The organism is Lentibacillus kapialis (assembly GCF_014646635.1).
In the GTDB taxonomy this organism is placed as follows: domain Bacteria; phylum Bacillota; class Bacilli; order Bacillales; family Amphibacillaceae; genus Lentibacillus; species Lentibacillus kapialis.
The window spans coordinates 24549-43301 of the sequence record NZ_BMNQ01000027.1; the positions used below are offsets into that span (position 1 = coordinate 24549).

At 40.9% G+C, this 18753-nt stretch carries 20 protein-coding genes; 12 read left to right on the top strand and 8 right to left on the bottom strand.

Going from position 1 to position 18753, the window contains the following annotated elements; all coding sequences use genetic code 11:
* The first annotated feature begins 15 nt into the window (after nt 1-15).
* Complete coding sequence (locus tag IEW67_RS10305; RefSeq protein ID WP_188632988.1) at nt 16-426, top strand: YwpF-like family protein; 411 nt, start codon at nt 16-18, stop codon at nt 424-426.
* A gap of 455 nt (nt 427-881) precedes the next feature.
* Nucleotides 882-2240 carry a TrkH family potassium uptake protein gene (locus tag IEW67_RS10310; protein WP_188633008.1) on the top strand — a complete coding sequence of 453 codons (1359 nt, stop codon included), beginning with the start codon at nt 882-884 and terminating at the stop codon, nt 2238-2240.
* 73 nt (nt 2241-2313) lie between these two features.
* Here the strand turns inward: IEW67_RS10310 and IEW67_RS10315 are convergent, their stop codons facing one another.
* Together IEW67_RS10315 and IEW67_RS10320 are read right to left on the bottom strand one after the other, a co-directional pair.
* Nucleotides 2314-3447, bottom strand: a complete 1134-nt coding sequence (locus IEW67_RS10315; protein ID WP_188632989.1) for a S1C family serine protease — start codon at nt 3445-3447, stop codon at nt 2314-2316.
* 61 nt (nt 3448-3508) lie between these two features.
* Entirely contained in the window at nt 3509-4669 is a 1161-nt protein-coding gene (locus IEW67_RS10320; protein WP_373288514.1) for a zinc ribbon domain-containing protein, read from the bottom strand.
* Between the two features lie 146 nt (nt 4670-4815).
* Between IEW67_RS10320 and IEW67_RS10325 the strand changes: the two genes are divergently transcribed.
* The 3 genes from IEW67_RS10325 (at nt 4816) to IEW67_RS10335 (ending at nt 6272) form a co-directional block, all read left to right on the top strand.
* A complete protein-coding gene (locus IEW67_RS10325) occupies nt 4816-4953 on the top strand; it encodes a hypothetical protein (RefSeq protein WP_188632990.1) in 138 nt (45 codons plus the stop codon).
* A gap of 294 nt (nt 4954-5247) precedes the next feature.
* Complete coding sequence (locus tag IEW67_RS10330; protein WP_188632991.1) at nt 5248-5427, top strand: aspartyl-phosphate phosphatase Spo0E family protein; 180 nt, start codon at nt 5248-5250, stop codon at nt 5425-5427.
* Between the two features lie 695 nt (nt 5428-6122).
* Nucleotides 6123-6272: an FbpB family small basic protein gene (locus IEW67_RS10335; RefSeq protein ID WP_188632992.1), complete on the top strand. Its 150-nt coding sequence runs from the start codon at nt 6123-6125 to the stop codon at nt 6270-6272.
* Between the two features lie 221 nt (nt 6273-6493).
* Here IEW67_RS10335 and ric read toward each other — a convergent pair whose 3' ends face one another.
* Both ric and IEW67_RS10345 read right to left on the bottom strand, forming a co-directional pair.
* Nucleotides 6494-7186, bottom strand: a complete 693-nt coding sequence (gene ric / locus IEW67_RS10340; protein ID WP_188632993.1) for an iron-sulfur cluster repair di-iron protein — start codon at nt 7184-7186, stop codon at nt 6494-6496.
* Between the two features lie 77 nt (nt 7187-7263).
* Nucleotides 7264-8151: a DMT family transporter gene (locus IEW67_RS10345; protein WP_188632994.1), complete on the bottom strand. Its 888-nt coding sequence runs from the start codon at nt 8149-8151 to the stop codon at nt 7264-7266.
* Nucleotides 8152-8270: 119 nt separating this feature from the next.
* On the opposite strand from IEW67_RS10345, the gene IEW67_RS10350 reads away from it, so the two are divergent.
* On the top strand, nt 8271-8606 hold the full coding sequence (locus IEW67_RS10350; protein ID WP_188632995.1) for a hypothetical protein: 336 nt from the start codon (nt 8271-8273) through the stop codon (nt 8604-8606).
* 173 nt (nt 8607-8779) lie between these two features.
* Here the strand turns inward: IEW67_RS10350 and IEW67_RS10355 are convergent, their stop codons facing one another.
* The 3 genes from IEW67_RS10355 to IEW67_RS10365 form a co-directional block, all read right to left on the bottom strand.
* Nucleotides 8780-9268 (bottom strand): YkyB family protein, encoded by a 489-nt coding sequence (locus IEW67_RS10355; RefSeq protein ID WP_188632996.1) that lies wholly within the window; start codon nt 9266-9268, stop codon nt 8780-8782.
* A gap of 178 nt (nt 9269-9446) precedes the next feature.
* Nucleotides 9447-10022 carry an SCO family protein gene (locus IEW67_RS10360; protein ID WP_188632997.1) on the bottom strand — a complete coding sequence of 192 codons (576 nt, stop codon included), beginning with the start codon at nt 10020-10022 and terminating at the stop codon, nt 9447-9449.
* A 117-nt stretch (nt 10023-10139) separates the two neighbouring features.
* Complete coding sequence (locus IEW67_RS10365) at nt 10140-11000, bottom strand: metallophosphoesterase (RefSeq protein WP_188632998.1); 861 nt, start codon at nt 10998-11000, stop codon at nt 10140-10142.
* A gap of 166 nt (nt 11001-11166) precedes the next feature.
* Between IEW67_RS10365 and fadH the strand changes: the two genes are divergently transcribed.
* The 3 genes from fadH to IEW67_RS10380 all read left to right on the top strand — a co-directional run bounded on the left by fadH (nt 11167) and on the right by IEW67_RS10380 (nt 13021).
* Nucleotides 11167-11934, top strand: coding sequence for a 2,4-dienoyl-CoA reductase (gene fadH, locus IEW67_RS10370; RefSeq protein ID WP_188632999.1), 768 nt, complete (start codon nt 11167-11169; stop codon nt 11932-11934).
* Nucleotides 11935-12190: 256 nt separating this feature from the next.
* Nucleotides 12191-12640 (top strand): cyclic-di-AMP-binding protein CbpB, encoded by a 450-nt coding sequence (gene cbpB / locus IEW67_RS10375; RefSeq protein WP_188633000.1) that lies wholly within the window; start codon nt 12191-12193, stop codon nt 12638-12640.
* Nucleotides 12641-12772: 132 nt separating this feature from the next.
* The gene (locus IEW67_RS10380; protein ID WP_188633001.1) at nt 12773-13021 is read left to right on the top strand and encodes a YkuS family protein; all 249 of its coding nucleotides are present in this window, start codon (nt 12773-12775) and stop codon (nt 13019-13021) included.
* Between the two features lie 199 nt (nt 13022-13220).
* Here IEW67_RS10380 and IEW67_RS10385 read toward each other — a convergent pair whose 3' ends face one another.
* Nucleotides 13221-14057 (bottom strand): mechanosensitive ion channel family protein, encoded by an 837-nt coding sequence (locus IEW67_RS10385; protein ID WP_188633002.1) that lies wholly within the window; start codon nt 14055-14057, stop codon nt 13221-13223.
* Nucleotides 14058-14256: 199 nt separating this feature from the next.
* On the opposite strand from IEW67_RS10385, the gene IEW67_RS10390 reads away from it, so the two are divergent.
* The 3 genes from IEW67_RS10390 (at nt 14257) to IEW67_RS10400 (ending at nt 18438) form a co-directional block, all read left to right on the top strand.
* Nucleotides 14257-14694: a redoxin domain-containing protein gene (locus tag IEW67_RS10390; protein ID WP_188633003.1), complete on the top strand. Its 438-nt coding sequence runs from the start codon at nt 14257-14259 to the stop codon at nt 14692-14694.
* 146 nt (nt 14695-14840) lie between these two features.
* The gene (locus IEW67_RS10395) at nt 14841-16589 is read left to right on the top strand and encodes an ABC transporter ATP-binding protein (RefSeq protein ID WP_188633004.1); all 1749 of its coding nucleotides are present in this window, start codon (nt 14841-14843) and stop codon (nt 16587-16589) included.
* A gap of 13 nt (nt 16590-16602) precedes the next feature.
* On the top strand, nt 16603-18438 hold the full coding sequence (locus IEW67_RS10400; RefSeq protein ID WP_188633005.1) for an ABC transporter ATP-binding protein: 1836 nt from the start codon (nt 16603-16605) through the stop codon (nt 18436-18438).
* The last annotated feature ends 315 nt before the right edge of the window (nt 18439-18753 follow it).

The following is an 18753-nucleotide window of genomic DNA, read 5'->3' on the forward strand; positions in this document are numbered from 1 at the left end:
AATGGGGGTGATTGTGTGAAAACATTCAAGCTGAGATCTTTAAACGTTATCAATAATGAAAATGCTGATGTATTGAAACAATCGGTCCCTCTTTTGGATGGTTTGATTATTAACAAGGAAGATGAAGAAAACCGCTGGGTAATCGAAGCTTATGTTGAACAGGAACAATATGATTTTTTTCAACACCTTCAGAGCCGTAACGAACAAGTCCTGATAGAGGTTAAAATTACAAAAGAAAGTAATGATCCTGCAACGTTCATTACATCGATAACAGGAATGAATGAAATTGGCGATCAGATGAATGTGCTTTTCATCGGAACCATTGTCGATCAGCGGAAAGAAATTATTGAAGAGAAATTGAAACTGCTGATTGAACAAGGCTATCAAGGGGAGAACCTGCTGTACAAATTTAAAGAACAGATTTAACGGAATTCCCTGTTTTGTCTTAAAAAAATGACCCTCAGGCTTTCAAAAGCCGGCGTGCTGCTTTTAAGTGTCCGCCGGCTTTTTCACTGTTCTTTAAGTTTAAAATGCCGGCCTAAAAATTACCGAAATTGGAAGCATTCATCGTACTTGACTGCTATAATGTTATTATGTTTTTTCATAACGTCACAAAGTATAACTTATAGATCACCTTATAAAATCGCTATAAGAGGTAGTTCAAAAAGTCCGGTAAAAATGACACTTTGAATTTCTTCGTTGGCTTGTTTCTCCGCTGCTCATGTATCTAAAGGCATACATTCCGCTGCTCGAAACTGCGCCGCCTCGAACTTCTTGGTCCTTTTTATCCTCCTTTTTGAACACGCACTATAAGGCGAGATGAACGACGTGTTTTTCAAAAACAGCAAATAATTTAACGACAATTGCAGGGGGTAGATATGATGAAACATTCTTTTATACGGTGGGTGAATCAATTATCACCGGTCCAATTGATTTTCCTGTTTTATTTTATAGCCGTTATTCTGGCTACGGCACTTCTGGCACTCCCTGCAGCTCATCAGGATGGGGTGGAACCGCCGTTCATTGACGTATTATTTACGGCTGTTAGCGCGCTGAGTGTAACCGGTTTGAGCACTTTAACAATTGCTGATACATTTAGCACAACTGGTATCACGATGCTTGCCGTCATTCTTCAGTTAGGCGGTGTCGGTGTTATGGCAGTGGGAACGTTTATCTGGATGATTGTCGGTAAAAAAATCGGACTCAGAGAACGTCGGCTGATTATGGCAGACCAAAATCAGACATCCTTTTCGGGGATTGTTCGGTTAATAAAGGAAATTTTATCCGTCCTTCTGATTATTGAGTTAATCGGTTTTCTGATTCTTGGAACATACTTTCTGCAGTATTTCCCGACAGCAAAAGAAGCTTATTTTCAAGGATTTTTCGGAGTGATCAGTGCAACGACAAATGGGGGTTTCGATATTACCGGTCAATCCCTTGTACTGTTTAAGGATGATTACTTTGTCCAGTTCATCAATATGCTGCTGATTATATTCGGAGCAATTGGCTATCCGGTTTTGGTCGAAATAAAAGAATTTTTAATTGGAAGTGGAAGCAAAGGCAATACATTTCGTTTTTCATTGTTTACCAAAGTCACGACGTTGACCTTTTTTGTATTGGTTATCATAGGGACTATTTTCATTATGCTGCTGGATATAGGTGACTTTTTTGCAGGTAAATCCTGGCACGAAGTATTGTTCTATTCTTTGTTTCAGTCGGTTACAACACGAAGCGGCGGACTGAGTACAATGGATGTCAGTCAACTGTCCGAGCCGAACCACTTGTTCATGTCCGTCCTCATGTTCATCGGAGCCTCTCCGAGTAGTGCCGGGGGAGGTGTCAGGACAACGACATTTGCGCTGGTTGTCATATTCATCATTACGTACGCGAGGGGAAAGGGGAATATTCGGCTTTTCAATCGTGAAGTATATGAGGAGGATTTGTTAAAAGCCGTCATGGTGACATTAATGGGTTTTATATTTGTTTTTACTGCAATGATTATGATATCCATTGTGGAACCATTTGAATTGTCTGAAATCCTTTTTGAAGCAACCTCGGCGTTTGGAACGGTCGGTTTATCTCTTGGTATAACGGATAACCTGTCAAGTATCAGTAAGATTATTCTGATGATATTAATGTTTATTGGTAGAATAGGGATTATTACCTTCTTGCTTATCTTTAAAGATAATAAAAATGTAGGGAAGTATCACTATCCTAAAGAGAAAATGATTATTGGTTGATGGCTCCCAATCGCTCATATGCGGTGTTCAATTGTCAGTCAGCCTCCCCTTGACTGAAGCTTCGCCTTAATCATCATGATTTTTTGATATCGAGAATTTTTAACTGATCATTTTCGTGTCCGATCGTCAGTTTATAGGTGATTTTTTCTTTGCTTGTTTTTTTCTTATCCGACGATTTTATTTCCGTCGTAACGGTGACGGACGTTTTAACCTGTTTTTCGTCTGTAACGGTGCTGGAAAGACCAGAATATTCAAGGTTTTTAAAATGGATATAGTCTTCTCGAAACTCCGAATAAGACCGGGATGATTGCATTGGGCTTCCAAGCAGTGTGTAAGCCCCGACATAGTCTCTTATGCTGATGCTTTCGAAAAAGTAATCCGCTACATATTCGGCATCTTCAATAAGCTGATCGGTATTGTCTGTGGTGGTGATCTCATCGGCATTTTTATATACCAGCTGATCATTTTGCGCCTTTTTTGACCAGGTTGTCACTTGGTCATAGATTTCATCTGCAGGAATACTGAAACCGATTGTTCCATCATCAGTGCCCACCGAATTAATGCCGATAACATTGCCGGTTTCCCGGTTAATCAACGGTCCTCCGCTGTTGCCCTCGGTTATTTGCGCGGAAATTTGATAGACATTTTCATAATTGAATCCATCAACTGTGAAATTGCGTTCCGTTCCTGAAATGATCCCCAGGGTAACCGTGTTTTGGAAGCCGTGAGGGCTGCCAAGTGCGATGACTGCATCTCCAATTTCTGCTTTTGTATCGTTTTCAATCGTCAAGGAATTTTGATTGGCCAGCTGTTGTACACGGATAACGGCAATGTCCGTATCTTTACCTGTTCCAACTATTGCTGCAGGGTAAACCCGACCGTCAGTTGTACGAACGTCAATTACGTCAGCATCTTTTACAACGTGGGCATTTGTGATGATATCGCCTTTTTCATTAAACAAAAATCCGGATCCGGTGATTGTTTTCTGTTCCGTTTTGCCCTCTATCTGGACAACACTTTTTTCGGCATTATGGATAATTGATTTCAGGTCCAGGTTGCGGGTGTTTGATTCCACCATGTTAATGCCAGGGTTGTTTACTGATATGGGATTTGATCGCCATGTATTATATATCATAGTCACTATCGTAATGCCGGCTGCAACGAGCAATATAGATACAATCAGCGGTCCCAGATATTTTTTATGCATGTGGTCACCTCGTTGATGGCTATTTGATCATGGGTTTCAAGTACGTGAGCATTTAAATGGTTTATTGATCAATATACCATTTGATTGTCTTCACTTTGATATCAATTTGTTTTTTTTGATCAATATCGAAATGTGTGAAATCAAACTCGCCGGTTTGATCCGGATAAAGTTTGTCCGGATAGACATATACTTTATTGGATAAAAAGGCTTCATCATCATTCAGCAGTTCATATTTAACCAAAATGGTATTGATTGGGATAGTCGCGACACTTTTTACTTTTCCTTTTATGACTGCTTTCCCTTGTTCATCTTTTTCGACATTGACCGAAACGAGCTCAATCGCATCATTCTCATTCAGCTTCCGTTCCTCTTCAGCTGAATTGATAGCCTGTTCAATGCGCTGTTGCTGCGCTGTCTCAAATGCCGTTTTTTCCTTTTCAATCGTAGTCTTCAGACTTTGTAATTTTTCAGATTCCGGTGCATATTTCATCCCATCTTCAACCACCAGCAGAGCATCTGAAAATTGTTTATCGTTTAATTGTTCATTTGCCTTGGAAAACGTATGTTCAACAATACGTGTACGGATATTGCCGGTTATCTTCTCAGCCTCCTCATTTTGAATGGCATCGGCTTCCCATAATAGCGTTTTTAACTCATTGATGCTTGGGTCCTGTTCCAGTTCGTATTTAAGCTGTTCCAATTTAATTGTATTACGTTTCTCTGTCAGCTTATTGATTAATGGAATAACCGTATCACCATTGAAATTGGATAAACTGCTTTCTGCTTCATTGATGAGCGCGAGTGCTTTTTGGAATTCCTGTTCTTCAAGAAGATTTTTCGCCCGTTGCATATCTTTTTCGGCAATTTTTGCAATATCGACAAAATTTAAGGCTACATCAGCCTGCGGAAATGACTGATTATGTTCAAGGGCTAACTTCAGGGCGTCGTTTGCTTCCTGATAGTGACCTTCCATAGCATTTTCCTCGCCTTTATTGTATAGTTCTTTTGCTTGAGATGCCTGTGATTGCAAAAACAGATAATAAAAAACACAAGTCAACAGAATGAGTACCATAATCGATATTGGAAAATACCAGTTTTTATTGAATGTTTTCGTGTTTGTAAGGCGTTCATGCATGTCTTCCGGTAGTTTTTTTCCGCATTTTATGCAATAGGATTCATTATTCTGAACTTTTGTGCCACAATAGGGACAGTGGTGCATCATCACACCTGCTTTCGCTCTGGATTATTAAAGGATATACGGATAACATCTTATTCCAAGTTTATCATATTTTAGCTCTAGTCCGCATCAACCAGGGAAAGCCATTGCACTAATAGAAGTTTTACTTTCATTAATACGATGAAATTGGTATGATGAAAGGGAAGATTAGACCTTATAAACTGCACGAAGGAGGTACAAACATGGGAGTGTGGGAAACAGCCTTTGGTATTGTTTGTTTTGGATTGCTTGTACTTAATATTGGCTATTGTATTTTTGATAATGAATAAGCATAAGGGTCAGATACTTTAGTGTATGTCTGACCCTTGTCAGCGATCATTGGTTTATAGGAGAATAATAAGCTCTGATCCGACGGCTGCCTCTTCTTGCCGACGATATCCTTTCATTTTCCATACGTGTGTGATATAACAGTAAACACATCTACTTGCCACGAGATTTATGATCCAGTTTAAATTCCTCCCAAGCGAAAGAGTTTTTCCAGAAATTTCAATTAAAACTTGTCATGATTTGTTGAATTATGCTAGAGTTAAGTAAGTCTGTCATGGAGGTGCCCTTTAGACCATATGTGTGCTGAAGATACGATTTTAAGACGCATTGAATATTTGCGAAACAGGATGACTGATGTTGCGATGGAAAAAGGTTTTACAAGTCCGGAATCTGTAAGGATCAGCCAGGAATTGGACAAGCTGTTAAATCTGTACCAATCTATGAAACATACGAATAATCGGGAAAAAGTAAAGTGAAATTCACACGACCTTGACCCTTTTCCGCCTCTTATGTGTAACCGCAAGCGCAAACATCCTTAGTGTTTCCCCCTCTATCTCTTCCTTGTTTCCTATATGGATTGATTGATCTTTTATTTCATTCCACTAGCGTTGCATAAAAAATAATAGCGAAGTCAAACAATTGATTTCATGATCGGGATTAATAACTGAAATTTCTGATACAGACAATCCTACATGGAAGAAAAAAGGACAACAAGGCTATAAAGGTAGTTCTACATCCATTTTTTTACATTTATTTAGTTGACAGGATCATAAGTTAAATTGTTCAAATGAGCAATATCACCCGATACGTATTGTGCTAAGGTTTGTTCAAAGTACATTGTTGTTGCAGGACAGGACTACCACACCCTAATTATAAGGTTTTTTTATAACTCTTAATAGTGAAAATTACCTTTATTCACAACATTTATTGCTTGACTTTTACTTGAAAATTTTGTGCAACGCTAGTGATTTCACTGAGGTAAAACATGTGCTTAAATTCCGGCTGGGAGTCTCAAGTATTCTTGAATCATAATAAATGTTATAAAATGTTCAAATAATTTTGAGTAGTATAAGGAAATATAGGGTATACTGTAAATAAAACAAAATAGATGATTCGAAAAGTTCGTGCGATAGCTTTTTGAATGATCCATCATGAAGGAGTGTATGACCATATGCGTTTAAAACATCAGACTTTTGAAGATCTGGTTAAACAGAATAAACAGGAACTGCTTGAAGATGATCGAAAACTCAAACAAATCGAACAACGACTTGATAAAAAAGCAGCCGATCGAAATGCTGATAAAGTGGATAAAATATCCTAAACGCTTGTTCAAACGCAAAAAAGAGGGGCATCTAAAAATGTCTCTCTTTTTCTTATAACGTCAGAAAATATAAAATGGTTGACCTTATAAGCTTCGGCATTCGCTATAAGACGAGGCGAATGCCGAGTTTTTCTAAACATCAGAAAGTTATGGAGGACCTTATAAGAACAGCTCGGCATCCGCTATAAATTAAGGCGAATACCGAGCTTTTCTGAAACCGGCTATAATTTTTTAAACAGGACGTGGTTCTCTAGGTGGATATGCTGAAATGTATCGCTCTCCAATTCTGCGAGCCGTGCATAGGTGATACGGTAGGAATTGCACGCATCAATTGGCGGCTGAAATCCCTCAGTGATCTCGCGCATGCGCTTCAGAATATTGCCGCACGTATCATGTTCATCTTCCAGGTCGCCATTGGCTAGATGAATCTGTTCCAGGAGTTGGTCACTTGGATTTTCCTCGTATTCCTTAATCAGTGGAAAAACTTCTTCTTCTTCCTTGACCGAATGTTCCTCCATCTCTGTCTTAAACGCGTTGTAAAGCTTGTGAAGCTCTTTTAAATGCGGATGATTCTTGCCGTGAACACGGAAGATTTTTGAAACAAATTTCCCTAGTGCGGGCAGTTCTTCACACAAATAAGCATGGTGTGTATGAACGATGTGATCAATTAATTCACCGGGGGCTTTGGCATCCCAATCAATGACTTCATGATCTTCCTTTTGCCAATTCTGATAGGAAAGATTAAGCTCACCCATCACTTCTTCTTCATCTATGTTACGTTCTTTAAAAATTTCCGCAAGCGGCCGGTCCCCGCCGCAGCAAAAATCAATGCGCTTCTTTTTAAATAAGTCGCTTGCTTTTGGATACATTTTGACGATGTCAGCCGGTTTATGTTCAATGGTAAATTCAGTCATTGCATTGCCTCCTTAAATTGAACTTACCTAAATCATAACGACTTTTCGCCCGAAATGACGTGATTAAACTCACTATTTTAGGATATTTTTGCCCGGCGGGAGCTGATCTGCATAAGAATGACGGCACCGATTATGCACACCATACCGATCATTTGTGCTGTCGTAAAAGCTTCTTGAAAAATGAATATGCCAATCCACGTTGCTACGACCGGTTCTACTGTCGTTAGAATCGAGGCTTTGGATGCCTCTGTTTTGTTCAGCCCGTATGTGTAAATGAGATAAGCGAATGCTGTTGGAAGAAAACCAAGTCCAACGGCAAAAAATAAGACACGGGGCTGCATCAATACAGGTAATTTTTCTTGGTAAGGGAAAAATGGCAGCAATGAGATGGCTGCTATGATAAATGTATAGGCTGTAATGCTTAACGTTGTGTATTTTTTCAATGCAAATTTACTGAAAATGCTGTAAAGCGCATAGCCAAATCCTGATCCCAATCCGAACAAAATGCTTGCCAGCTGCAGCGTGTTCAAGTTAAGGGGAATCAAACCGACAACAAGGGCACTGCCAAAGATAGTGATTATAAGAGCCGTGATTTTAGGCTTTGTCAGCGGTTCCTGAAAGAGTATGAAAGATAATATGGTAACAAATGCCGGCCCCGTGTAAAGGAGGGCCGTTGCCACTGGAATGGTTGATAGATGAATGGCCGTGAACATGCAGAAATTGAAAAAAACAATACTGAAAATCCCTGTGCCAATAAAGTATTTTATATCAGAAAAGGACGTCAGTTTCAGTTTTTTTGGTTCCTTGATAATCAAGAAAAGCACCAATAATAGGGCAGCGGACCAAACTCTCAAGATCACGACTTCCATAGGTGTGAAACCATATGCATACAAGTTCTTCACATACCATCCGATCGTTCCCCACAGTGCGGCACCGAGTATAATGTAAAGAAACGCTTTATTCAAAGTCCGTATCCCCCCAAACTATGTTTATTGCTGACATTATACCAGAGAGTATCGACGTATAATACGAAAGAGATTGGTTCATATTGGATAATAAACTGGCAGGGAAGAGGTGAAAGCAATTGTTGGATGGCATGGGTATAACGAAGGTAGTACAAATGTTATCAGAACAGATAAACCCTGCATACATTTTTATGATAATAGCGATTAGCGGCATCTATATGTTTGTTCGTCCGTTCATAAAGTGGATTGTTGACTCTAAATCAGTCACATTATTAAACTACGTTATGAGCAGTTTGCTTGTTCTGGTGGTTCTTTTCGGAGGTATTGCTTTATCAGCCGTTTTCCGTCGTTCTATGCTGGAAGTCACCTTACATAGTCTGGCGGTTTTTGGCGGATGTCTGGGAGGGATTCACTTATTACTTCAGGTCTTTCGCAATAAAAAGAAGCGCGTATGACGGATAAGCACAACTCTATAATTATCACTTTTTTATAAAAGAAAAGCGTGACATCCAACTGAAGACTTTTCATCATTTTGGATTTGTTCGTCTAATTTATGGATGATCTTATAAGAAAAACGTCGGCATTCGCTATAAGAGGGGGCGAATGCCGTCGTTTTTCTACCGGCATTTTAACGTGTTTTTCGTTTTGTTTTGCCGGGAGGCCAGTCTATTTTTCCCAGTGATGATGGCGTGAAATAGGAGGACCGGTATTTTTTCCGGTTCGAGCGGTTTTGTGTCTTTTTGACTGGCTGCCAGTCTATGTGGCGGTAGACTATCTTTTTGGCTTGTGAAAGTGACATCTTTGTTGAAGGGTTACGGTAGCTCTGGTCGAGCTCACCTAAATGTTCAAGTTCTTTGAAGTCGTCTTTCGTTGGAGGAATATGAAAAAAATACTTGTCCACTTTAACTAAAAGTGTTGAATGCTGATTGCTGAATCTTGGATTGTTCGAGAAGTGAAGACCAATCTTTTCGGCACGCTTTTCTTTCAATAACCGGCTGATTGATTCCTTCTTGATATGATATAGATGTTTGGGGTCCGGAGCAGTTTTGGCGTGACGGTTTATGGTGAAAAGCGCTTTACCGAGATCATTGAGCGAAACAGTTTCTTTCTCATGCATTCAAAGGGCACTCCTTTCTTATGTGTTCATCTTGCATGTTTCTATCGTACCTTATTGCCAGCATAAGTTCAATTTAAAATGAGCGGGGATTAATCCCCGCTCATTTAACATCGAGCATGTAGATGACCAATTCAGCTGCCATTCAGCAGAAATGGCTATGTCTTTAATTGACGTTTCATTATTTCATAGCCTGAATATCTTCTACTATTTTTTCCATGTTTCCAGCTTTGCGTCCATCATAGTTCTTGATCGCATTGCCTTCCGGGGTAACAATGAAGAAGCTTGTACCATGCATAACCTGATCTGAATCTGGGAGCTGCTCAACGGCTGATTTAAATGATTTGACGGAAAACTCTTTGATTGTCTCAAAATCATAGCCTGTCAGAAGATCCCAGTTTTCAAACGTCCCGTCGCGTTGCTTGGCATAATTTTTTAGTGCTTCCGGTGTATCGTTTTTCGGATCGACACTGAATGAAATGAGCCGGACATCATCAAGACCTGCTTCTGCAAGCTGATCCTGCAGCGAAGACATGTTCGAAGTCATTGGCGGGCATACCGTTGTACAATTTGTGAAAATGAAATCAGCTACCCAAAATTCACCTTTCAGATCGCTTTTGCTCACTTTTTCGCTATCCTGGTTCGTAAACGTGAAATCTTGCACTTTATATGAAAAATCACCATCATATTGATTCCCGCATGCGCTTAAAAATACAGCGAATAATAACAGCGGAAAAACCCATTTAAATTGTGCCATGTGCTTTCCTCCTAGTGGTAATCATTCTCAAGTGTATCACTTTTTTCAGAAAAAAACTATGAACAAAGTGTTACGAATGTATGGAAGAAAGCAGGGCAAGACAGTCCTGAAGCCCTTTTATGATGCCGGGTCCGCTTTAAGGGTGTACGTATGAATCTCAGGCTTGCATAGGAATCTGTATGGCAAACGTGTTGTACCGATTCCACGATTGACAAACAGGCTGAGTTTTCCGTTTTGGAATGTGTGTTTTCCCTGCACATACTTGTGTGCATAAAGCGGGGTGTAAAGATGGCCAATAAAAGGCAGACGGACCTGGCCGCCGTGACTGTGGCCTGACAGCTGGACGTCAACAGGAAAGTGAACGGTATTATCAGCGTAATCGGGTTCATGCGCAAGTAAAATGGTATATAAGTCAGGATTTGCGCCGTTCAGAGAAGTTTGAAGATCCGGTTCACCCAGCATGACGTCATCAATTCCCGCCAGAACGATTTGCTGATTGTCAATGTTAATAGTAGTATGATTGTTTTGCAACAGGCTGAAACCGGACTCATCCATTACTTTTTTTACTATTTGAGTTCCATACCCGCCATGGTCATGATTGCCATATATCCAATACTTTCCATATTTTGCTTTTATACGCTGCAGTATTTGGACAATTTCGCTGTTCCAATTGTACGTATGCGGCTTGTCTACAAGGTCTCCGGTAAACAGGATTAAATCAGGGTTTTGGGCATTAATGGTGCTTACAAGATCTGAAAATTGTTCGATTGTGTAGTGATAACCGATGTGCGTGTCGGAAAACTGAACAATTTTAAAGCCGTCAAAAACGTGTGGGATTTTGCCGGACGAAAGCTCTGCATCGCTAACATCAAGCATCCCGGGTTCTATATCGTGTGCATAGTAATAGGTGCCACCGCTTAAACCAAGAAGCGTGAGCAAACTGCCGATTGATCGTTTCAAGAACGTGCGTCTGTTCATACGTTTCTACCTCTCAAACTGAGTATCAATGACTATTCTTATTTTATATGGGATTACAGTATGATGCCAGTGAAAGATATAGATGTTAGAAACTGTTAATATTTTGCCTTTTAAGTCATTTGAATTTATGATGAATACAGGGGAAAAATGAAATGGGGGAGATACGATGAAAAATAGGACAGTTGTTGTAACGGGCGCTTCGAGTGGTATGGGGAAATATATGGCAGCCAAATTTGCTGCTGAAGGCGCCAATGTTGTGATAACAGGGCGTAATGAAGAGCGGCTGGAGTCAGCACGCCAAGAGTTGGAGGACACGTCCAAGGGAAATGTGCACCCGATTTCGATGGATGTACGTAAACCGGAAGATGTTGAGCGGATGGTTACGGAAACGGTGGATCAATATGGATCACTCGATCACCTTGTGAATAATGCAGCGGGTAATTTTATTGCACCTGCTGAAGACCTGTCTGTCAATGGATGGAACGCAGTGATTGACATCGTTTTGAACGGAACATTTTATTGTAGCCGTGAAGCCGGCAAGTACTGGATCGATCAAAAAATGAATGGTTCGATTCTTAACATGGTGGCGACATATGCCTGGAAAGCCGGAGCAGGTGTAGCTCACTCGTCAGCGGCTAAAGCGGGCGTGCTTAATCTGACACGAACTCTGGCAGTTGAATGGGGAAATAGGTATGGCATTCGTGTTAATGCGATTGCTCCGGGACCAATCGAACGGACTGGCGGCGCAGAGAAGCTTTGGGAGTCTGAAGAAGCTGCAAAACGTACACTTCATTCTGTACCGTTGCAGCGTTTGGGCAAACCGGAAGAAATTGCGGAACTGGCATATTTTTTACTTTCCGATAAGGCAGCGTACATAAACGGAGAAGTCGTGACAATGGATGGTGGCCAGTGGCTCAATCAGAACCCATTTTAAAACACGGCCACAAGCATGTGCCGGTTTATCCGGATAGGACGGTGAAGTGGGCACGCCTGCATGAAAGGCCTCTTCAATTGAGGCTGGTTAAGAATTACCACGGTTTTTTTGCTAATTGAAATGTAAGGGCTATCATATGACGTTTTTAATTTTGACTTTGTCCTGCATGTCATGACTGCACATCCTATGGTAAACTAGATATGAGGTTAATATAATAAACTCCTTATTGTATAGGATTGAAAAGGAGCGTTTTATTATGAGTACAACACAGGATAAGAAATTAACAGATATTGTAATCAGTGATTTAATGATATCCTCGGAAAAAGTAGCGCATGTACAGGTCAACAATCCGTTAGAACATGCTTTACTAATACTTGTGAAGTCAGGATACTCTGCCGTCCCTGTTTTGGATTCATCGTATAAACTTGCAGGAACAATCGGAAAAACGCGTATTTTAAATCAGGTTCTGGGTTTGGAACGCTTTGAAATGGAACAATTATCCCAACTGCAGGTGCATGAAGCTATGAATTCGGATATTCCGTCTCTATCAAAAACAGACACGTTTATGGAAGGGATGAAGGCAGTCATCAATTATCCATTCGTATGTGTCGCTGATGAGGATGGCTATTTTGATGGTATTCTGACTAGGCGCACTATTTTAAAGCAGCTGAAACGGGACTATTATACATTGAAATCTCATACATGAGCGTCATTTATGAATACCTTTGCTCACAGCAGTGCATGTTTTCCCGTAATCATGAACTGCATATTTTAAAAGTCATGAAGAAATACTAACGGTGACATGTATTTGTAATAGCAACTAAGGAGGTATGCAACGATGGCGCGAATTGGTGTGGAAGAAACCATGACCGATGTGAAGGAAGCTCTTGCAGAAATGGGGCATGATGTCGTTGATTTACATTCAGAAGATGATACCGCCTATTGTGATTGCTGTGTTATTTCGGGTCAGGATAAAGATGTCTCGGGTATGTCAACAGCAAGTATCGCCGGTTCGGTAATCAATGCAGACGGATCCAATGCCAAAGAAGTTTGTGACAGAGTGAATGAGAAATTAAAGCAGCAGTGATCTTTAGAACAGACCGTCCGTTGTTAAAATACACCGGAAAAATGCTATACAGTTAATCATTGGTGGACGCCGTACTTGCTCTGTATTGGGGCGAATGCGGCGTTTTTTGTAACGTCAGAAAGTATAAATTATGGATGACCTTATAAGAAAAGCTTCGGCATTCGCTATAAGACGAGGCGAATGCCGAGTTTTTCTAACATTAATTTTGATTGTTATGAACGGCAATTTGCTGAGGAAAGGGTGTTTCAATTCCTGCATGATTGAAGGCTTCTTTAATTTGTTTCCGCATTGCGCGTTCACATTCCCATTGGAGGCCGTTTTCAGTTTGACCAACGACACGCAGAACAATATCAGATGTGCCGAAACTTTGAACACCGATGGCATCAGGGCCTTCCTTAAAGCGTTCATCTTCTTTGAAACCGGCACAAACTTCTTCAAGCACGGTGATGGCCTCATCCAGATTGTCGTTATACCGGATGCTTATGTCAACCAACGCGCGCATGTTCCCGCGGGTATGGTTCGCCACCCCTTCGATGTAGCGGTTTGGGACATAGTTCAATGTTCCATCGAAACTGCGGATTTTTGTCGTACGCAACCCGATTTCTTCCACAATACCATCATAGCCGGCTGTTGTTGCATAATCATCAATCTCAAGCTGACGTTCCAGCAGGATGAAGAACCCGGTCACAATATCACTGACAAGTCCCTGGGCGCCAAAGCCAATAGCAAGGCCAACAATACCTGCCCCTGCCAGTAACGGCCCGAGTGGAATGTCGAGCACCCCAAACAACATTAATACCAACACAAAGAACATAACATAGGTAAACACGTTCAGTAATAATTTTTCCAGTGTTTTAATCCGGGATGGGGATACTTTTTGATTTGATCCCGCTTTGTTTAAGGTTGATTTAATGATTTTTTTACCAATTGGCACCAGAATAATAAATGCCAGAATCATTAAGCCAATTTGCAAGATAACCGGTACGATACTTTTCAGTAAGCCGGCAACATCGATGCTGAATCCAAAAATCTCCATATGTACTCTCCTTTCAGTAAACATTTTAAAACATATAATGACAGATAACAACAAATTACCCAAATTACAGAATTTAAAACAGAAATTAAATCAGACTCGCCGTACGCGGAAAAGCTTTTCAGCATATAGAATATAGAAGTGGTTAAAGAATTGCTCGCGTCAAAAGGTGAGCCAGGCTGTATAATGGAGGTTTTAAACAATGAAATTGAGAGAAGAAATGCCGGAATTGGGACATTCCGGGAAATGGCTTAACAGCAAACCATTGTTCAAACATGATTTGATCGGTCATAAACCGATCGTCATCTATTTTTGGTCAGTTAGCTGTGATACATGCAAAAAAGCGATGCCAAAAGTAAATGAACTGTGCGATGCTTATAATGAGCAATTGGCTGTTATTGGTGTTCATATGCCACGTACTGAGCGCGATCAGGATTTGTCGGAAGTTCAATCTGTCGTCAAGAGTTATAACGTGTCCTTTCCAATCTTAATCGATCATGACCATTCATTAACAAACCAATTTCAAAACAAGTATGTCCCGGGTTATTATCTGTTTGATACGAATGGAAAATTAAGATACCGTCATTCGGGTTCGGGTGGACTGCAACTGTTGCAGAAAAGAATTAGCAGACTGATTTAACCGGGGGGGCAGCTTAAAAGGGCTGTCCTTATTTAATTTAGATTTATCCCGGATTAGAAAGTTTAAAAAATTAATTAAAAGGTGTGGCATTTTATTTCGGAACCCGTTATATTAGATATTACAAAAAGTCATCAGGGGGATTTTTAATGAATACTTTCAAAAAATTAAAACATTTCTATTGGCCGCACAGGAAGTATTTATTTATTTCATTATTTTTCCTGTTGTTTGTCGTAGCCATAACAGTAGTTTATCCGATCGTGCTGCAGTTGACGATCGATGAAGTAGTCTTGCAGGAGCGGTATTCATTGATCCCATACATTGCTGCCGGCTTTTTTCTCATCATGCTTTTCAAGGGGGTAGCGTCGTTTTTCCATCAATATATGGGGGATTTGTTTGGCATAACTGCTGTTTACAATCTTCGTAAAGCACTATATGAAAAGCTACAGGTCTTATCATTTAAGTACTATGACAATGCCAGGACCGGGGATCTGATGTCACGGAAAACGACAGATGTGGAAGGTTTTCGCAATTTTATCTCGTTTGGGATATCGGATTTCATTGAAATCACCATGCTAATCCTGTTCAGTTTGGGTGTCATGTTCTATTACTCAATACCACTCGCTTTAATTACAATGGTTTCAATGCCGTTTTTAGCTATCGTTGTCTATAAATTCGATAAGCGGGTTCATCCGGCATTCCGCGGGATCCGCAAATCATTCGGCAGACTGAATACGCGTGTACAGGAAAATATCAGCGGTATGAATACAGTGAAATCGTTATCAAAGGAAAATTTTGAAGTTGGTCGTTTTTCAGACAGCAATGATAATTATCGTCAACATTATTTATTTACATCCAGTATCTGGGCAAAGTATTTCCCGGTGATGGAATTTATCGGCAATATTTGTGTTGTTCTATTGCTGGGATATGGCGGTTATCTTGTTATGAACGGGGATTTGAGTCTGGGGGCGCTGACAGCATTCTTCAGCCTTGTCTGGTACATTATGGGGCCATTGATGAATCTGGGATTTGTCATTAATACGTATTCCCAGGCAAAAGCCTCCGGTGAGAGACTTCTTGACATATTGGAAGCAAAAGAGGACGTTGTGGAAAAAGAGGAGGCTATCGATACACCAATAGACGGTCATGTCACATTTAACGATGTAACGTTAGCGTACACGGAAAATGACGACAAAGCGCTTAAACATGTCACGTTTGATGCGCCGCAAGGGAAAGTCATTGGGCTGAGTGGAGCGACCGGATCAGGAAAAACGAGCATTACACAGCTGATCCCCCGTTTTTATGAGCCTGAAAAAGGCAAAGTGCTTGTGGATGGCAGACCGGTTGAGGATTATAAACTGCAAACATTACGCGGCCATATTGGATTTGTGTTGCAGGAATCGTTTCTGTTTTCAACGACAATCAGAGAAAACATCCGTTACGGCGACCCGGACATTTCCGAGGAACGGATCATTGATGCTGCCAAAAGAGCCCAGGCACATGATTTTATTATGACGATGCCACAAGGCTATGACACGATGCTTGGCGAACGTGGTATGGGGCTTTCAGGAGGACAGAAGCAGCGAATTGCAATTGCCCGGGCCATCTGCATCAACCCGAGCATATTGGTGCTTGATGATGCGACATCAGCTGTCGATATGGAAACCGAATTCAAGATTCAGCAAGCATTAAGGGAGGTCATGAAGGGGCGGACCACCTTTATTATTGCCCACCGCATATCGTCGCTCAAACATGCTGATGAAATTTTAGTGCTTGAAGGTGGTGAAATTGTTGAACGCGGTAAGCACGAGGAGTTAATCAGTCATCATGGCCCGTATGAGCGGATTTATAACATTCAGTATCAGGACCGGGAGCAGATTATGGAAACAGCCACTTAAAGGGGGAGACGTTATGACACATGAAGCACCAGAAAAAAATCGTCATTTAAACCGGTTTTATTACACAATTGATCATGCGGTGGAAAAGCCGTTTAACTGGAAGCAAATGTGGCGCTTGTTGACATATTTGAAACCTTACGCCAAGACATATTTGCCCGGCGCAGTAATTGCGATGTTTATTTCAACAGCCGTACGATTGATTGTTCCGATCCTCATTGGCAAAGTTGCTTTTGACATGGTTATTGCAAATAAAAATATAACGCTGCTGACCTATATGGTGATTGGCATTGTTGTTTTGTATTCGCTGAGCTATATTGGTAATGTTTTTCGGATAAAATGGGTGAATATTCTGGGGCAAAATGTTATTTATGATTTGCGCCAGCATCTGTTTTCGCATGTTCAACGCTTGTCGCATCGCTTTTTTGATACACGTTCCGGGGGCTCCATCATTGTGCGTATTATGAACGATACCAACTCCCTTCAGGAACTTTTCACCAATGGAATCATCAACTTGCTGATGGATGTTGTCACCCTGACCGGGATCGTCGTTATTTTATTGGCGTTGAGTCCGAAGCTGGCACTGGCGATTATGGTTATATTGCCTATTATGTTTTATATTTCAACAAAACTCAGACGCAATATCCGCCGCTCGTGGCAAGATGTGCGCATTCAGCAATCACGTCTGAATTCACATCTTAATGAGAGTATTCAAGGAATCCGTATTACACAATCATTTTCTCAAGAAAAGGCTAACGAAGAATATTTCGACGGCGTCAACACTGATAATTTTAAAAGCTGGCAGACGGCTACGAAGAAAAGCGCTATGTTCGGCCCATTTGTTGAATTGAGCAATGCACTTGGGACAGTTATCCTTATCTCATATGGTGCTTATCTTATATTATTGGGAGAGGCAGGCGGTGGTATCGCCATTGGAACGTTTGTGTCGTTCGGATTTTATATCGGTATGTTCTGGGAGCCGATATCACGCCTTGGTCAGATGTATAATCAACTGCTGATGGCTATGTCGGCATCGGAACGTATTTTTGAATTCCTTGATGAACAACCGAATGTTGTTGACAAAAAAGATGGTACAGAATTAACGGGTATGAACGGGCAGATTGAATTTGACCATGTGGCGTTTTCCTACGATGAAGAACGAACTGCACTGCATGAGATATCATTGAATATAAAAGCTGGTCAGACTATTGCTTTGGTAGGACACACCGGAAGCGGAAAATCGACGATTGCCAATTTGATCAACCGGTTCTATGATCCAACGGCAGGTTCGGTCAAAATCGATGGTCACGATTTACGGGATGTCAAATTGGATAGTTTGCGTCGCGGAATCAGCGTTGTTTTACAAGACACATTTATCTTTTCCGGCAACATTATGGAAAATATCCGATTTGGCCGACCGGACGCAACTGATCAAGAAGTTATCGACGCGTCAAAAGTGGTCGGGGCAGATGACTTCATTCAGAGGCTCGCAAACGGATATGAAACGGAAGTGGAAGAGCGGGGGAATATCCTGTCAGCAGGTGAACGGCAATTATTATCTTTTGCCAGGGCATTGCTGGCAAACCCAAGGATTTTAATATTGGATGAAGCGACTGCAAGTATCGATACTGAAACCGAGGTCAAAATTCAGAAGGCGCTGCAAAGGCTCTTAACGGGCAGAACGGCCATCCTGATTGCACACCGTCTGTCAACCATCAGGGAATCTGATAATATTTTTGTGCTGGAAAATGGCAAAATACTTGAGAATGGCAGTCATGATGAACTCATGAAACAGCGCGGTGATTATTTTGAGTTGGTTAAATCACAGTTTGAAATGCTTGATGCGATGTAAAGGAACGGAGGCGTATGCTTCCGTTTCTTTTTTAGAAGTTAAGAAAGTATAAATTATTTCTTACTGCATAAATGCAACTAAGGCTTTCGCCATTAAAGCTTGGCGATAAGCCAAGTTTTCTAATAACGTCAGAAAGTATAAAATATGGATGACCTTATAAGAAAAACTCGGCATTCGCTATAAGGCGAGGCGAATGCCGAGTTTTTCTAAGAAGATCAGAAAGTATATAATTTTTAGCCCTATTGATACTTCGTCGAATATTGCCACGTCCGGCTCTAGCACTAATGCTGTAGCGTGACTCCTCGATAAGTCAAT